At 44.7% G+C, this 17398-nt stretch carries 9 protein-coding genes and 1 pseudogene; 9 read left to right on the top strand and 1 reads right to left on the bottom strand.

The annotated features are described in order from the left end of the window. The first annotated feature begins 5 nt into the window (after window positions 1–5). From GD630_RS11585 to meaB, 4 genes are all read left to right on the top strand, one after another. The gene (locus GD630_RS11585) at window positions 6–1463 is read left to right on the top strand and encodes an aminoacyl-histidine dipeptidase (protein ID WP_143864879.1); all 1458 of its coding nucleotides are present in this window, start codon (window positions 6–8) and stop codon (window positions 1461–1463) included. 704 nt (window positions 1464–2167) lie between these two features. Beyond that, window positions 2168–7891, top strand: a complete 5724-nt coding sequence (locus GD630_RS11580) for an alpha-2-macroglobulin family protein (RefSeq protein ID WP_182505595.1) — start codon at window positions 2168–2170, stop codon at window positions 7889–7891. 150 nt (window positions 7892–8041) lie between these two features. After that, complete coding sequence (locus GD630_RS11575; protein ID WP_143864880.1) at window positions 8042–9109, top strand: DUF1573 domain-containing protein; 1068 nt, start codon at window positions 8042–8044, stop codon at window positions 9107–9109. An 11-nt stretch (window positions 9110–9120) separates the two neighbouring features. Then, window positions 9121–10215 carry a methylmalonyl Co-A mutase-associated GTPase MeaB gene (gene meaB, locus GD630_RS11570; protein ID WP_143864881.1) on the top strand — a complete coding sequence of 365 codons (1095 nt, stop codon included), beginning with the start codon at window positions 9121–9123 and terminating at the stop codon, window positions 10213–10215. 11 nt (window positions 10216–10226) lie between these two features. Here the strand turns inward: meaB and GD630_RS11565 are convergent, their stop codons facing one another. Next, window positions 10227–11144, bottom strand: coding sequence for a DMT family transporter (locus tag GD630_RS11565; RefSeq protein WP_143864882.1), 918 nt, complete (start codon window positions 11142–11144; stop codon window positions 10227–10229). A gap of 107 nt (window positions 11145–11251) precedes the next feature. Here GD630_RS11565 and GD630_RS11560 point away from each other — a divergent pair, with 107 nt between their 5' ends. From GD630_RS11560 to GD630_RS11540, 5 genes and pseudogenes are all read left to right on the top strand, one after another. Next, window positions 11252–12100, top strand: a complete 849-nt coding sequence (locus tag GD630_RS11560) for an AAA family ATPase (protein ID WP_007764689.1) — start codon at window positions 11252–11254, stop codon at window positions 12098–12100. After that, entirely contained in the window at window positions 12078–13079 is a 1002-nt protein-coding gene (locus tag GD630_RS11555) for a DUF4435 domain-containing protein (protein ID WP_143864883.1), read from the top strand. The genes GD630_RS11560 and GD630_RS11555 overlap by 23 nt, the downstream gene beginning before the upstream one ends. Window positions 13080–13112: 33 nt before the next feature. Continuing rightward, window positions 13113–14453 (top strand): mechanosensitive ion channel family protein, encoded by a 1341-nt coding sequence (locus tag GD630_RS11550; RefSeq protein ID WP_143864884.1) that lies wholly within the window; start codon window positions 13113–13115, stop codon window positions 14451–14453. 39 nt (window positions 14454–14492) lie between these two features. After that, complete coding sequence (locus tag GD630_RS11545) at window positions 14493–15392, top strand: AraC family transcriptional regulator (protein ID WP_143864885.1); 900 nt, start codon at window positions 14493–14495, stop codon at window positions 15390–15392. Between the two features lie 171 nt (window positions 15393–15563). Continuing rightward, window positions 15564–17258: pseudogene (locus GD630_RS11540) on the top strand (carboxypeptidase-like regulatory domain-containing protein); the annotation flags it as partial. Window positions 17259–17398: the final 140 nt, after the last annotated feature.

Raw genomic sequence — 17398 nt, 5'->3', positions numbered from 1 at the left:
TTGTTATGAGTACTATTCTTTCTTTAGCTCCACAAAACGTATGGAAGCATTTTTATTCGTTGACTCAGATTCCTCGTCCGTCAGGGCATATGGAAAAAGTGACTGAATTTCTGATTAACTTCGGAAAAGGCTTAGGACTGGAATCTTTTGTAGACGAAGCAGGCAACGTGATTATACGTAAGCCGGCAACTCCGGGTATGGAAAACCGCAAAGGCGTGATTCTTCAGGCACACATGGATATGGTTCCCCAAAAGAACAACGATACTGTACACGATTTTGAAAAAGATCCGATTGAAACTTATATAGACGGTGACTGGGTAAAAGCGAAAGGTACAACTTTGGGTGCGGACAACGGACTGGGGGTAGCTGCCATCATGGCCGTGCTGGAAGCAAAAGATTTGAAACACGGTCCTTTGGAAGCTCTGATCACTAAGGATGAAGAGACCGGGATGTATGGTGCGTTCGGTCTGAAACCGGGTACGGTGAATGGGGAAATCCTGTTGAATCTGGATTCGGAAGATGAAGGTGAATTGTATATCGGTTGTGCCGGAGGTATGGATGTCACTGCTACTCTGGAATATAAAGAGGTGGCTCCGGAAGAAGGAGATATCGCAGTGAAAGTAACATTGAAAGGATTGCGCGGCGGACATTCGGGACTGGAAATCAATGAAGGACGTGCCAATGCGAATAAATTGCTGGTTCGTTTTATTCGTGAAGCCGTTGCCAGCTATGAAGCTCGCTTGGCAAGTTGGGAAGGCGGTAATATGCGTAATGCTATCCCGCGTGAAGCGCATGCGGTAATTACAATTCCTGCCGAAAATGAAAAAGAGCTGTTGGGCTTGGTGAAATATTGCGAAGACCTGTTCAATGAAGAATATTCGGCTATCGAGACTCCGATCAGTTTCACGGCGGAACGTGTGGAACTTCCGGCTGGTGAAGTTCCGGAAGAGATTCAGGACAACCTGATTGATGCGATTTTTGCTTGTCAGAATGGGGTGACACGTATGATTCCTACTGTTCCGGACACGGTAGAGACATCCTCCAATCTTGCCATAATAACGATTGGCGAAGGCAAAGCGGCTATTAAGATTTTGGCTCGCAGTTCAAGCGACAGCATGAAGGAATATTTGACTACCAGTCTCGAATCTTGTTTCTCTATGGCAGGGATGAAGGTGGAGATGACAGGCGGTTACTCCGGTTGGCAACCGAATGTCGATTCTCCGATTCTGAAAGCGATGAAAGCGTCCTATAAGCAGCAGTTTGGAGTAGAACCGGCAGTGAAAGTAATCCATGCAGGTTTGGAATGTGGCATTATCGGTGCTATTATTCCGGGATTGGATATGATTTCTTTCGGCCCGACCTTGCGTTCACCGCATTCACCGGATGAAAGAGCGCTGATTCCCACTGTGCAGAAGTTCTATGACTTCCTGGTGGCCACCTTAGAGCAGACTCCGATTAAATAAGAGCGTACCTATACCTATTATATATAGGTAGATATAATGTAGATATAATTTAGCAAAAGGCACGGATGACATTTCATCTGTGCCTTTTTGTCTTATTAACTGCCACTCTGTTACAATTGCCTTTTATAACAAATAAATTAATTGACGCAAGTCAAGAAATATGCTATAAAACATAAATTTGTCTCTTTTTGGGGTACAACGTATAAACAAAGGCCGTATTTTTGTGTTGTAAAACATGTAATTAGGAGGATAACAAAATGAAAAGGTTAAAAAGATTGTTTAGAAAGATCGGCGAAGCCGATGTACATGTTTGGGGATATTCGACAATTAATGCAACCCCTAACAAGTAAGTTTTAGTTTTCAGGAATTAGTAATTTAAAAGATTTAAGATTATGGCAAAGAAAATGAGTTCTTTAGTAAGAAAAATCCTCAGTGAAGTAGGTCGTAACGAAATGCTGTCATGGGGGTATAGAATTGAGAAATGAGAACGAGTATATTAACTAAGTTTAGAGTGGGGATACGTTATTGAAAACGATATCCCCACTTTGTTTATATACTGTAAGGCCGGTTATCCGTTCTGTATATCTTTGAATTACAGTAAGGATGAAAGCAAAATTTAAGCTAAAAAGTACAAATCTTTAAACTTTATTTCTTTACTTTGTTGTTTAAGCAAAGATATCTATCAAACTTAAACTGGAGAGATTATGAAAGTAAGGCAGATTTGTATGATGGTGCTGTTTGGACTGGGAGTGATTCCGGCAATGCAAGCACAGACTTTCGACAAATTATGGAAAGAAGTGGAGCAGGCGGAGAAAAAGAGCTTGCCTAAGACAGTGATAAAACTGACTGATGAAATTTATCAGAAAGGAGAGAAAGAAAGGAATTCCGCACAAATGTTGAAAGCGTATATGTGGCGGATGAAAACTCAGGATATATTGACACCGGATAGCTTTTATGTCGGTTTAAGAGACTTGGAGCAATGGGCGAAGCAGACAGAACAGCCGATGGATCGCGCCATATTACACTCTTTGATAGCGGAATTCTATGCCAATTATGCTGCCGACAACCAGTGGCAACTCCGGCAAAGAACCGAGATTGTAGGTGAGACTCCGTCCGCAGATATACGCGAATGGACGGCGAATATGTTTGTAGAGAAAGTGCGGACTAATGTAAAGGAAGCTTTGGCGGACTCTCTCTTATTGCTCAAAACTTCTTCACGCAATTACATTCCTTTTGTGGAGCTGGGCGAAACCAGCGAATATTATCATCACGATATGTACCATCTGCTGGCTTCCCGTGCCGTCAGGGCTCTGAATCAGATTGAAAGACTCGAACGCGGCAGCTTCAATGGTATCACAGTTTCTCCTGTGAAACAGGATATTATCAATATATATGAGCGTATGGCTGACGCTTATGAGACGGCCGGGCTTAAAGAGGGGTATGTATTGACCATGCTTCAATATCTGGAATGGGAACGTGGCAATGATAACAAATTGCAGCCTGTCCAACTAAAAAAAGGATTGGGCGAATGGACGGCAGACACATATAATGCCGCTTTGGACGAGCTTAAAAGGCAGTTCAAATCAGAGCCGATATGTGCGGAAGTCTATTTGGCACAAGCCCGCTATGCTGTTGAGAAGATGCAGCAAGTCAACGCTTTGCAACTTTGTGATGAGGCGATCCGTCTTTATCCGGGCTATCGCAGGATAAATGCGCTGAAGAATCTCCGTGAAGAGATTTTAGCGCCTTTCTTGAATGTCAGTGCAGTGAGCCAGGCCTTTCCGAATGAAGAAATCAAGTTGAATGTGGGACATAAAAATCTGGATGGCTTTACTGTGCGGCTGTATCAGGCGAAGAAACTGGTTAAAGAACAACATTATTCCGTTCTTCGTCCGAAAGATTATCGGGCAAAGGATACTGTATTTACATTCAAAGCTCCGGATTTGGGAACTTACGTGATGCGTATTATTCCGGATATCCGTGCCAAGAGGGATAGCGAAAGCAAGTTTAACGTGACACGTTTTAAAGTATTGACCTGCCGTCTGCCCGAAAACCAATACGAGGTGGTGACTCTGGACGGACAGACCGGACATCCCATTCCCAATGCGAAAGTTACACTATACAGTAGTGACGAGAAGGTGTTGCAAGAGTTTACGACCGATAAAGAGGGAAAAGTGGTATTCCTCAGGAATGCCAAGTATCGGTATCTGAAAGCCTCGAAAGGCACGGATACGGCTATGCCGAAACAAGGAATTTATGGCGGAAGTTATGGATACTACGGCAATAAAGATAAAGCTGTTGAGGAAATGACGTTGTTGACCGACCGTTCTCTGTATCGTCCGGGACAGACTGTGTATGTGAAAGGTATTGCATTTGCCCAGAAATCGGACACAGCCGATGTGATTCCGAACAAACCCTATACAGTGACTTTGTACGATGCGAACTATCAGGAAGTGGGACGGAAATCTGTACGTACCAATGAATTCGGTTCGTTTGCGACTGATTTTGCTTTGCCTTCCGCTTGTCTGAACGGAGTCTTTTCTTTAACGGCGGGAGAGGGTGGAACGACTGTTCGTGTAGAAGATTATAAACGTCCGACATTTGATATAACTTTTGAAAAGCAGACGGAAAGCTACAAGCTCGGAGATGAAGTGCAGGTGAAAGGTAAGATTCAATCTTATAGCGGTGTGTCGCTTCAGGATCTTCCGGTGAAATATACGGTAAAACGTTCTGCATATAACCTCTGGAGAATTTCGGGGGCTGTGCAGATTGCTTCCGGAGAGGTGACTGCCAATGAGAATGGAGAATTTACGATACCCGTCCGTCTGGAGGAAAGTGACGAGTATAAGAATAATGATAGAGTATATTACCGTTATTCCATCGAAGCTACTGTTACCAATGTGGCAGGTGAAACGCAATCTTCTACGGATGTGATTTCGGCAGGTAACCGTTCGTTGGTTCTACAGATGGAGTTGGACAAGAAGACGTGCAAAGACCGGCCGTTTGATATTGTGTTTAAAGCTCAGAACCTGAACGAACAGCCTGTGGAGGTGAATGGCAATTACTATCTGTATCCCCTCGAAGAGACAAACGTGAAAGAGAGTAGGCTGAAAGAAACCGGCTTTAAGAAGGTAAGTGAGAATCCCGTTGCAACAGGAACATTTACTTCTAATAAGGAAATGACGCTTGACTGGAAGAATCTTCCATCGGGAGCTTATATGCTGAAAGCGGTAGCGAAAGACAGTCAGGGAAAAGAAGTGGAGACGGAGGCTCAGACGATCCTATTCTCTATCGGCGACAAGCGTCCGCCGGTGAAATCACCTACTTGGTTCTATGCGGAAAATACGGAGTTTGATGCAACCCGCCCGGCAGTATTCTGTTTCGGTACTTCAGAAAAAGACACTTATGTGATGATGAACGTCTTCTGTGGTGACAAACAACTGGAAAGTAAGGCGTTGAACTTGTCCGATACGATTGTGCGTTTTACCTATCCGTATCTGGAGAGCTATGGAGACGGTATTTTTGTGAACTTCTGTATGGTAAGAGACGGGCAGCTTTATCAGGAACAGGTCTCGGTAGAGAAACGCTTGGCGGATAAGAATTTGACGATGAAGTGGGAGGTGTTCCGTGACAAATTGCGTCCCGGACAGAAAGAAGAGTGGAAATTGACGATTAAGACACCGCAGGGGCAGGCCGCTGATGCGGAAATGCTGGCTACGATGTATGACGCGTCATTAGATAAAATTTGGAATCGCCGACAGGATTTCCGGCTTTACTATAATCGGATACTTCCTAATTTCCGTTGGATGAATGGCTATTTTGGAAACAACTCATTCAATTACTGGTGGAACAATAAGACGCTGAAAGTGCCGGTGCTGGCGTATGACTATTTCGTAATGCCGTCAAGGATCGGAAATGTGTTCTTTGAATCCGAAATATTGGCCGATGGAGTGGTGGTTAGAGGGCTTGAAGTGCAGAAGAAAGCAGCGATGACGGGTAGTGTTGCAAGCCGGAGCAATGCGGTGGAAGTGAAATATGTGCCTGCCTTAGTCTCTGAGGCTACTGATGCGGAATTTGAAGAAGAAACCCTTCCTGATGCACCCGCCGACTTGCGTACGAACCTTGCCGAAACAGCTTTCTTCTATCCGCAGCTTCGTACGAATGAACGGGGAGAAATATCCTTCTCTTTCACTATGCCCGAAAGTCTGACACGTTGGAACTTTCGTGGATATTCCCATACCAAGGGAATGCTGACGGGAACGTTGGATGGTGAAGCTACCACGAGCAAGGAATTTATGTTGACTCCTAATCTCCCTCGCTTCGTCCGTGTAGGCGACAAGACGTCTATTGCCGCTTCTATCTCCAATATGACAGGCAAGCCGCAGGCAGGTACAGTCAGTATGATTCTTTTCGATCCGATGACGGAAAAAGTTGTCAGCACGCAGAAACAAAAATTCTCGGTAGCTGCCGGAAAGACAATCGGAGTGAATTTCAGATTTACCGTGAATGATAAATACGAGATACTGGGTTGCCGGATGATAGCCGATAGCGGTACGTTCAGTGACGGTGAGCAACAACTTCTTCCGGTGCTGAGCAATAAGGAACATTTGGTAGAGACGCTTCCGATGCCTGTGCGTGGAGAAGAAACCCGTACATTCTCACTCGACAGCTTGTTCAATCAGCATAGTAAAACGGCGACCGACCGCAAACTGACCATTGAGTTTACGGGAAATCCGGCTTGGTATGCCATTCAGGCACTGCCTTCGCTAAGCCTCCCAGTGAATAACAATGCTATTTCGTGGGCTACAGCCTACTATGCAAATACATTGGCTTCTTACATTATGAACAGCCAGCCGCGCATTAAGGCGGTTTTCGATAGCTGGAAACTTCAAGGCGGTACGAAAGAAACCTTCTTGAGTAATTTGCAAAAGAACCAGGAAGTGAAGAACATTCTGTTGTCCGAATCGCCGTGGGTACTCGAAGCCAAGACGGAAGAACAGCAGAAAGAACGTATCGCTACGCTGTTCGACCTGAATAATATCCGCAGCAATAACATTGCGGCTTTGACCAGATTGCAGGAATTGCAGAATTCCGACGGTGCTTGGTCATGGTTTAAGGGAATGAACGGCAGTCGTTATGTAACGGCTTATATTGCCGACCTGAATGCCCGCCTTGCGCTACTGACAGGTGCGCCATTGAGTGGAACCGCTCTTGACTTGCAGGCTAAGGCATTAACTTATCTTCATCAGTCGGCTTTAGAAGAATACAAGAATATACTGAAAGCGCAGAAAAAGGGAGTGAAACAGACAGGAGTTTCAAGCGGTATTCTGCAATATCTGTATATTGTCGCGATTTCCGGTGAACAGGTTCCTGCGGCAAGTAAGATTGCTTATGCTTATTATCTGTCTAAAGTGGGAGAGTTGCTAACCTCTTCTTCGATGGAAACGAAAGCGATTGCAGCCATTGTACTTGATAAAGCCGGGCGTAAGAAAGAAGCCCAAGAGTTTGTCGCTTCCTTGAAGGAACATCTGACGAAAACGGATGAGCAAGGAATGTTCTTTGCCTTCAACGAGAATCCGTATGCTTGGGGAGGTATGAAGTTGCAAGCCCATGTAGACGTGATGGAAGCATTGGAACTGATTGGCGGAAACGGAAACCGGGAAACAGTCGAAGAAATGAAACTCTGGCTGTTAAAGCAAAAACAGACGCAGCAGTGGAGTTCTCCGGTAGCTACGGCGGACGCTGTGTATGCCCTGTTGATGAAAGGCGCCAATCTGCTCGATAATCAAGGGGACGTACGTATTGTGATTGCCAACGAGGTACTGGAAACGGTATCTCCGACTAAGACAACCGTTCCGGGATTGGGTTATATCAAACGTTCGTTCACACAGAAAAATGTGGTAGACGCCCGTAAGATTGAAGTGGAAAAGAGGAATCCGGGTATCGCTTGGGGAGCTGTTTACGCCGAATACGATTCTCCTATCAGTGATGTGAAACAACAGGGTGGTGCATTGAATGTAGAGAAGCAATTGTACGTAGAACGCATAGAGAACAACGTTGCACAATTGCAGCCTATTACTTCTAAGACCGTTCTCACAGTAGGTGATAAAGTTGTTTCCCGTCTGACCATTAGTGTAGACCGTACGATGGACTTTGTGCAGTTGAAAGACCAGCGTGGCGCCTGCTTCGAGCCTGTCGGCAGTATTTCCGGTTATCGCTGGAACAATGGATTCGGTTATTATGTAGATATTAAAGACGCCTCTACCAACTTCTTCTTCGACCATTTGGGCAAAGGCGTCTACGTACTGGAATACAGCTACCGTGTGAGCCGTGAAGGAACTTACGAAACAGGACTGGCCACTATTCAGTGCGCATACGCTCCCGAATACGCTTCACATTCCGTATCAATGACAATTATTATTGAATAACCAAAAGCGAAGATTTTAGTTTGCAGACAAGGCATAACAGGCCTTGTCTGCAAGTAAAGTCTTTTCCCAATCTGTGTTAATCTGTGTAATCTGTGGTGAGAAACTCATCTAAAAGTCCTACATTTGTGCACCAAAATAAAAAAGTATCGCATGAAACGTAGTTTGCTATTTATATTTTCTCTACTCACTGTCGCTTTGGCAGCCGTTGCCCAACCTCGCATCTCTTCCAATAAAGAGACACATAATTTCGGACAAATAGAATGGAAACGCCCGGTGACGGTGGAATATACAATTACCAATACCGGTAACCAGCCATTGGTGCTTACCAATGTCACTACCTCTTGCGCCTGTTCCGTAGCCGACTGGACCAAAGAACCGATTGCTCCCGGAGGAAAAGGAATTGTCAAAGCCTCCTTTGACGCCAAAGCTTTGGGACACTTTGAAAAAACAGTAGGAATATACAGCAATGCCACGCCCAACCTGATTTATCTGAAATTTATCGGTGAAGTGGTGCAAGAGATAAAAGACTATACCAAGACTCATCCTTATGCAATAGGCAATATCCGTATCGATCGTGACGAATTAGCCTTCCCCGATGTGTATCATGGTCAGAAGCCCACGATGACTTTTAGCATTGCGAACCTATCCGACCGTCCGTACGAACCGGTGTTGATGCATCTGCCTCCTTATCTTAAAATGGAAGCGGAGCCTAAGGTTCTGCTGAAAGGTAAAAAAGGCACTGTGAAACTGACGTTGGATGCCAGCCAGTTGAAAGACTACGGATTGACGCAGACATCCGTTTACCTTTCCCGTTTTTCCGGTGATAAGGTGAGCGAAGATAATGAAATACCGGTTTCGGCTATTCTTCTTCCCGACTTCTCGCGTATGACAGCGAATGACTCTTTGAATGCGCCTGCTATACGAATCTCGGAAACGGACATCGATCTTAGCGTGCCGTTGATAAAGAAGAAGAAAGCCAGTCATGATATCCTGATCGCTAATGCCGGAAAGACTCCATTGGTAATTAGTAAGTTGCAGGTATTCAACTCGTCGGTCGGAGTAAGCTTGAAAAAAACGGTACTTCCTCCGGATGGAATGACGAAGTTGAAAGTGACTATTCGTAAGCGTGATGTGGGTAATAAGAAACACCACTTGCGTATCTTGATGATAACAAACGACCCGTTGCGCCCGAAAGTTGAAATCAATATCAAACGTTAAATCCTATCGCTATGGAACATCCTGAAAATAGTGAAGAATATAAGGGGCTTGTTGTCAATAAAGGTATTGAACAGCCCTCGTCGGTGAACCCTTATCTGAAACGGAAGCCTAAGAAACGCCAGCTCTCGGTGGCTGAGTTTGTGGACGGCATTACAAAAGGTGATGTCACTATACTAAGTCAGGCTGTGACGTTAGTTGAAAGTGTGAAACCCGAACATCAGTCCGTTGCCCAAGAGGTGATAGAGAAGTGTCTTCCCTATTCCGGCAATTCGATCCGGGTAGGTATCAGCGGTGTTCCCGGTGCAGGAAAGAGTACTTCGATTGATGTCTTCGGCCTGCACGTGCTCGAAAAAGGCGGTAAGTTGGCCGTATTGGCAATCGACCCGAGTAGTGAGCGTAGCAAAGGAAGCATTTTGGGAGATAAAACCCGTATGGAACAGCTTTCCGTACATCCTAAATCATTTATCCGGCCCAGCCCGTCGGCCGGTTCATTGGGAGGAGTAGCACGTAAGACGCGTGAAACGATTATTCTTTGCGAGGCGGCCGGATTCGATAAAATCTTTGTGGAGACCGTGGGAGTGGGACAGAGCGAGACAGCTGTCCATTCGATGGTCGATTTCTTCCTGTTGATTCAGTTGGCAGGAACAGGAGATGAATTGCAAGGTATCAAGCGTGGCATTATGGAGATGGCGGACGGTATTGTGATTAATAAAGCCGACGGAGATAATCTGGAACGTGCCAAGCTGGCTGCCACTCAGTTCCGTAATGCGCTGCATCTGTTTCCTGCGCCCGAATCCGGATGGACACCAAAGGTTCTGACTTATTCCGGTTTTTACAATATAGGCGTTAAGGAAGTGTGGGATATGGTTTATGAGTACATTGCCTTTGTAAAAGAAAATGGCTATTTTGAATATCGCCGTAACGAGCAGAGCAAATACTGGATGTATGAAAGCATTAATGAACAGCTTCGCGACAGTTTCTACCATAATCCGAAGATTGAATCCATGCTTCAAGAGAAGGAACAACAAGTATTAAGTGGTAATCTTACTTCATTCATAGCCGCCAAAAGTTTGCTGGACACTTATTTTGAGGACTTAAAGATGTAGTTCACCACAGATTACAGTTCTTTCCCTATCTTTTCGAAGTCGGCTCTTGATTTGCTCTGTGTCACGATATATACTCCCAAGAACACGAGTGCGATAGCCAGTCCTTTCTGCCAGCCGAAGCTTCCTATCCCCATGATGATGGCAGCGATTGTAGCTACAATCGGCTGCATATAGTTATACATACTGACAACGGTGGGACGGAGTAGTTTCTGTGCGGTCATGATGCAGAGATAGGCAAGGAAACTGCCTCCCAATACTACGTAAAGAACCTCTATGATGGCGATTGTGGAGACTGCCTCCCATTGAATGATGGAAATGTCGTGATAAGAGAACGGTATGTAACACATCGAAGCGTAAACGAACATCCACTTATTGATAGTGACTGCCGAATATTGCTGGGATAATCCCTTGAATACGGTTAAGTAGATGGAGAAACTGATCTGTGCCACCAGACAAAGCAGGTCGCCGATTAAGCTTCCGTTCCCGTTGTTTCCCGCTTGGCTGCTCATAATGAGGATAAGCGCTCCCATAGCGCCGACGAAAATACCCAGTACCTTTTTATTGGTAATCGGTTCTTTCAGATAAATAGCCGCTACGATCATAGTGACAATCGGTAAAGTAGTGGTTACGATGGAAGCGTCGATGGGTGAAGTCATTGAAAGGCCGAAAATGAATACTCCCTGATTGAACACCAAAGCAAACAGTGAAGCGAAGAATATCTTCAGCATATCCTGATGATTCACGTGTTCCTGTTTGCAGAAAATGGAAAGTATCCAGAAAGCCGCCGCCGCTCCCACCATCCGAAAAGTGGTGACGGATATTGCGGAGAATTCCTGAAGCGCTGATTTACCGATAGGAGACATCAGCCCCCACATGACGTTTGCCGTAAGTGCAAACAGATGACCTTGCAGATTCTTGTTATTCTTCATAAGTGCGTATACGCCTTTTTAATTGTTACCTTTATTGAAAACTGCTGCAAAGGTAGCTAATTTGTCGTATGATTTGTTTATATTTGCCTTGAATAAAATTGAATATTATGGAACAACAGGCCAACTATATCCGTCGTATCGAAATTCATGGGCTTTGGGAGCGTTTTAATATAGGATGGGATTTGCGTCCCGATGTGAATATCCTTTCCGGTATTAACGGAGTAGGAAAAACTACCATCTTGAACCGTTCGGTAGGATATCTTGAAGAACTCTCCGGCGAAATGAAAAGTGACGAGAAGAACGGTGTCCGTCTTTTCTTCGACAATCCTCAGGCGACCTATATCCCATACGATGTGATCCGGAGTTACGACCGTCCTCTGATTATGGGTGACTTTACTGCCCGCATGGCCGATAAGAATGTGAAGTCCGAATTGGATTGGCAGCTTTATCTGTTGCAACGTCGCTATCTTGATTATCAGGTCAATATAGGTAACAAGATGATTGAAATGCTCTCCGATAATGACGAGAAAGTACGGGCCAAAGCAGCTACTTTGTCCATAGCCAAGCGTCGTTTTCAGGATATGATTGACGAGCTGTTCAGTTATACACGCAAGAAAATAGACCGCAAACGGAATGATATTGCTTTCTATCAGGATGGAGAACTGTTGTTTCCCTACAAACTTTCTTCCGGTGAGAAGCAAATGCTGGTCATTCTGTTGACCGTGCTTGTGCAGGACAACAGCCATTGCGTACTGTTTATGGATGAGCCGGAAGCCTCTCTCCACATTGAATGGCAACAGAAGTTGATTGCCATGATACGTGAGTTGAATCCGAATGTACAGATCATCCTGACTACCCATTCGCCGGCCGTCATTATGGAGGGCTGGCTGGATGCAGTGACGGAAGTAAGTGATATTTCAACATTATATAATAATGGCAACTTCACTACGAGATAACCTGACATCTTCTTATTTCAATGCCGCTCATAAGCTTTATTCAAAGAAGGCCCGTCAGCGTATCATAGCTTATGTGGAAAGCTATGATGACATTGCTTTCTGGCGTACGTTGCTCGAAGAATTTGAAGATGACGAACACTATTTCCAGGTAATGCTTCCTTCTACTACCTCATTGGCTAAAGGGAAAAAGATGGTCTTGATGAATACGTTGAATACCGCGGAACTGGGAAGAAGCCTGATTGCCTGTGTGGACAGCGATTATGATTTCCTGTTGCAGGGCGCAACCAATACTTCCCGTAAAATCAACCGCAACAAATATATCTTCCAGACCTATACATACGCCATTGAGAACTATCATTGCTTTGCCGAAAGCCTCCATGAGGTATGTGTGCAGGCTACGTTGAACGACCGTTTTGTGATGGACTTCAATGCTTACCTGAAAAGATACTCTGAAATCGTATATCCGCTTTTCTTATGGAACGTGTGGTTCTACCGCCAACGGGATACTTACACCTTTCCGATGTATGATTTTCATGCCTATACTTCTCTGCGTGAGATAAATCTCAGACACCCGGAAAAGAGTCTTGAATCATTGCAGCAACGGGTAAATCAGAAATTGTCGGAACTGAAGAAACGTTTTTCCCGCAGCATGAATCAAGTAAATGCCTTAGGGACAGATCTGAGAGAGTTGGGGCTATTTCCGGAAAATACCTATCTGTATATGCAGGGACACCACGTGATGGATAATGTGGTGATGAAACTTCTGATACCGGTCTGTACGGTATTGCGCCGGGAACGGGAACAGGAAATCAAGCGACTTGCCGAACATAATGAACAATTTAAGAACGAATTGACTTGTTATCAGAACAGTCAGGTAAATGTGGAAATCATGTTGAAGAAGAATGTGGCTTATAAGCGGCTTTTCCACTACGACTGGCTGCGACAGGATATTCGTGAATACCTGGAACAAGGGAAATAAGAACAAGAAAGAAGAATAGAGAGAAGATTACTTATGGAAGAAGTAAAAGAAATAGTTGATACCGTGACAGTTGAGTTGGCCAATGGCGGAACGCAGGAGGTGACTGATGTAGTGATTCAGGAAGTGAACCATGCATTGCTTTCGGCAGGAATGGATGAGGCTTTGGCGGATAAGGTGGACAACTTTGTCATTTTGTTGCTGATTATTGGTGTGGCTTTGTTGGCTAATCTGATTTGCCGTAAGATCATTTTGCGTACGGTAGCGAAATTGGTAAAACGGACCAAAGCTACTTGGGACGACATAGTGTTCGACCATAAGGTGATGGTTCACGTCAGCCGGATGGTAGCCCCGATATTGATTTACCTTGCTATTCCCATCGCTTTCCCGGAACATGCCGACTCCAACTTGCTCGATTTCCTGCGACGGCTTTGCCTTATTTATATCTTGGCGGTTTTCCTCCGTTTCATCAGTGTCTTTCTGTCGGCGGTATATCATGTTTACAGTGAAAAGGAGCAATATAAGGACAAGCCTCTGAAGGGGTTGTTGCAGACCGCCCAAGTCGTTCTTTTCTTTGTCGGGGCTATTATTATCGTAAGTATTCTGATTAAGCAGAGTCCGATGGTGTTGCTTACCGGATTGGGAGCTTCGGCCGCTATCCTGATGCTGGTGTTCAAGGATAGTATTATGGGTTTTGTCTCCGGTATTCAGCTTTCTGCCAATAATATGCTGAAAGTAGGCGACTGGATTGCTATGCCGAAATATGGTGCTGACGGAACCGTGATAGAAGTGACTTTGAATACGGTAAAAGTGCGTAACTGGGATAATACGATTACGACCATACCGCCTTATCTGCTGGTCAGTGATTCTTTCCAGAACTGGCAGGGGATGCGGGAATCCGGTGGACGGCGTGTGAAGCGTTCCATTAATATCGACATGACCAGCGTTCGTTTCTGTACACCGGAGATGTTGGCGAAATATCGTAAAATCCAATTGCTGAAGGAGTATGTGGAGACAACGGAGAAGGTCGTGAAGGAGTATAATAAAGAGCATCATATTGACAACTCCGTATTGGTGAACGGTCGTCGCCAGACTAACTTGGGCGTCTTTCGTGCCTATCTTACGAATTATCTGAAAAGCCTGCCTACCGTCAATCAAGACTTGACGTGCATGGTACGCCAGCTCCAACCTACCGAAACAGGTATTCCGATGGAACTTTATTTCTTTTCCGCTTCTAAGGACTGGATTCCGTATGAAGGCATACAGGCGGATGTTTTCGATCATGTGCTTGCCATTATTCCGGAATTTGACTTGCGTGTCTTCCAGAATCCGTCGGGTGCGGACTTGCGCCGGATAGGAGTAAAGATAGAAAACTGATAGAGTGAATAATTACAGTACCTTAAAATGTTATATATTATGAATGTCCCTTTACCTAATAGCCAGATTATCCGCGAGATTACTCCTTTGTCAGATAAGGATTGTTTTTACATTGCAGAACGCTATAAGACGGAATTTACATATCCCATTCATAATCATCCCGAATTTGAATTGAATTTCATAGAGCAAGCGGCAGGTGTAAGAAGAATTGTTGGTGATTCTTCGGAAGTGATAGGCGATTATGATTTAGTATTGATAACGGGAAAAGATCTGGAACACGTTTGGGAGCAGAATGATTGTCATTCCAGGCAGATACGGGAGATAACGATTCAATTTTCATCCGACCTTTTTTTCAAGAGTTTTATCAATAAGAATCAGTTTGATTCTATCCGCCGGATGTTGGAAAAGGCGCAGAAAGGGTTATACTTTCCGATGTCTGCCATACTTAAGGTCTATCCGTTGCTGGATACTTTAGCTTCCGAAAAGGAGGGATTCTATGCCGTGATTAAGTTCCTGTCGATATTGTATGAACTTTCTCTTTTTGAAGAAGAGGCACGGACATTGTCCAGCTCGTCTTTTGCCAAAATAGATATTCACTCGGACAGTCGGCGGGTACAGAAAGTACAGGAATACATCAACACCCATTACAAGGAAGAGATACGCCTGGGGCAGTTAGCCGGTATGGTAGGAATGACGGATGTGTCGTTCAGCCGTTTTTTTAAGTTGCGGACGGGCAAGAACCTTTCCGATTATATCATTGATATCCGTTTGGGTTTTGCCGCTCGTCTGTTGGTGGACTCTACGATGTCTATTGCCGAGATCTGCTATGAATGTGGATTCAATAACCTTTCCAATTTCAACCGTATCTTTAAAAAGAAGAAGTGCTGTTCTCCTAAAGAGTTCCGTGAGAATTATCGAAAGAAGAAGAAACTGATTTAAGTCGCTCTTATTAAATATTTATAGGTCTAAAATGCAAAAGCTTAGACTTTTTGCGCAGTGTAATAACATTGCAACGACTCTTTCAATTGATTGTATTTTCTTTGTCTCAATCTTGTAACACAGGCCATCTACCTTTGCCGACGTAATCAAAAAAACGTAGAGTAAAGGTAGATGAAAAAGCTATTTCTTATCCGATTTTCAGTGGCGGCCTTCTTTTGTCTGTTGTGTGTACTTCCCGCATTGGCTGCCAATATCAAGATTAAAGGAGCTGTAAAGGACAAGTTATCCAAAGAGCCTTTGATAGGTGCGACGATACGCTTGCTTGGAACCCAGACCGGAGCGGTTACCGATATGAACGGTAATTTTGAGCTAAACGGTGTGGGAGTGTTGGAGGGTATGTATGATATCGAGATTAAATACGTAGGATATAAGACTGAAGTACGTCGGAAGGTCCGCGTAGAGAATGGGAATCTGGTCATTCTGAATATGGAGATGGAGACGGATGCGCAAGAACTGTTGGATGTGGTTGTTGTGGCGAAAAAGAACCGGAAAAATGAGAATATGGCTTTGCTGGAACAGCAAAAGGCGGTCATTGCCGTGCAATCGGTCAGTGTGAAGGAGCTTTCACGCAAAGGAGTTTCGGATGCGGAAGGAGCTGTGACGAAAGTCGCCGGAATTTCCAAGCAGGACGGTGTGAAGAACGTATTCGTACGTGGATTGGGTGACCGCTATAATACTACTACGTTCAATGGTTTCCCTGTGCTGTCGGAAGACCCGGAATACAAGAATATCTCTCTTGATTTTTTCGGAACCGACCTTATACAGTCCGTAGGAGTCAACAAAGCATTTACTGCCGGGAACGGAGGCGATGTAGGGGGCGCAAATATTGATATCTCGTCCAAAGAACTGGTAGGTGACGGTTACATTAGCGCCAGTGTATCGGCCGGTGTGAATACACAGACCCTTTCCTCCGATTTCTTCCAACCAGAGGGAGTGAATCTGCTGGGATTTGCCAATCGGACGGAACCGGGCACGGATGTGTGGGGATTTAAGAACAAACTCGACCCGTCGGCGCAAAACTTCCAGATGGACCGCAGTTATAATATCGCAGGCGGAAAGAAGTTTTATGTAGGTCGGCAACGGGATGCTCTTTCGTTCTTTGCCACTGTGGGACATTCCGTTGATTATCGATATACGGATGAAATCATACGTAATACAAATACGGGTGGTACTATATACAAAGATCTGAACGGACATAAGTCAACAACGAATATCAGTCAGTTGGCATTGGCTAATGTAGATTATGATATGCACAATCGTCATCATTTGTCTTACAACTTCATGATGGTACATAGCAATGTGCAGTCGGTGGGAAACAACGAAGGGAAAGACGCTACTTTCAGTGACGATTACGGTAATCTGGGAATGCCCCGTCGTCAGCAGGTGAACGACAATCTGTTATTAGTCAACCAGATCATGACGAACTGGGGATTGACAGACCGGCTGAGCGTTGCCGCGGGAGCCTCTTATAATATGGTGCGCGGATATGAGCCGGATCGCCGTATCAACCAGATAACCCGGAATGAAACCGGATACGGATTGGTAGGAGGTAATACACAGTTCCGTACTTTCTCTTCTCTGACGAAGAATGATCTGAATCTCCGTGCCGGAGTGGTTTATCGCTTGAAAGACGATTGGGAAGAAATCTCCAGACTTCGGTTCGGATACACCGGACGTATCATTAACGATGATTTCAAACAGACGGAATACAATATGATTACCTTGAATGGTCCTTCATTTACTTCGGTGGACGATATTTCATTGGATGACTTTTATTCTGCGGCTCATTTCAACGACCGTTTCTTTTCCGACTTTGAATTAATAAAAGATTAAAGAGGCTTTTCAATTGTTTGATGCGTGCGTCGATACCGGCGTACGCATTTATTGTTCCGTTTGTCAACTATTCTATCTGTATGGCCTTGAAATTTAAGCTGTAAACAGCTGCT

It is taken from the genome of Bacteroides zhangwenhongii (assembly GCF_009193325.2).
Lineage (GTDB): Bacteria > Bacteroidota > Bacteroidia > Bacteroidales > Bacteroidaceae > Bacteroides > Bacteroides zhangwenhongii.
This window is presented reverse-complemented; position numbering and strand designations above follow the sequence as displayed.

Excerpts from the sequence above, each read along its gene's own strand:
- GD630_RS11585 (WP_143864879.1), top strand. The coding sequence starts at position 6 with ATGAGTACTATTCTTTCTTTAGCTCCACAAAACGTATGGAAGCATTTT.
- GD630_RS11580 (WP_182505595.1), top strand. The coding sequence starts at position 2,168 with ATGAAAGTAAGGCAGATTTGTATGATGGTGCTGTTTGGACTGGGAGTG.
- GD630_RS11575 (WP_143864880.1), top strand. The coding sequence starts at position 8,042 with ATGAAACGTAGTTTGCTATTTATATTTTCTCTACTCACTGTCGCTTTG.
- meaB (WP_143864881.1), top strand. The coding sequence starts at position 9,121 with ATGGAACATCCTGAAAATAGTGAAGAATATAAGGGGCTTGTTGTCAAT.
- GD630_RS11565 (WP_143864882.1), bottom strand. The coding sequence starts at position 11,144 with ATGAAGAATAACAAGAATCTGCAAGGTCATCTGTTTGCACTTACGGCA.
- GD630_RS11560 (WP_007764689.1), top strand. The coding sequence starts at position 11,252 with ATGGAACAACAGGCCAACTATATCCGTCGTATCGAAATTCATGGGCTT.
- GD630_RS11555 (WP_143864883.1), top strand. The coding sequence starts at position 12,078 with ATGGCAACTTCACTACGAGATAACCTGACATCTTCTTATTTCAATGCC.
- GD630_RS11550 (WP_143864884.1), top strand. The coding sequence starts at position 13,113 with ATGGAAGAAGTAAAAGAAATAGTTGATACCGTGACAGTTGAGTTGGCC.
- GD630_RS11545 (WP_143864885.1), top strand. The coding sequence starts at position 14,493 with ATGAATGTCCCTTTACCTAATAGCCAGATTATCCGCGAGATTACTCCT.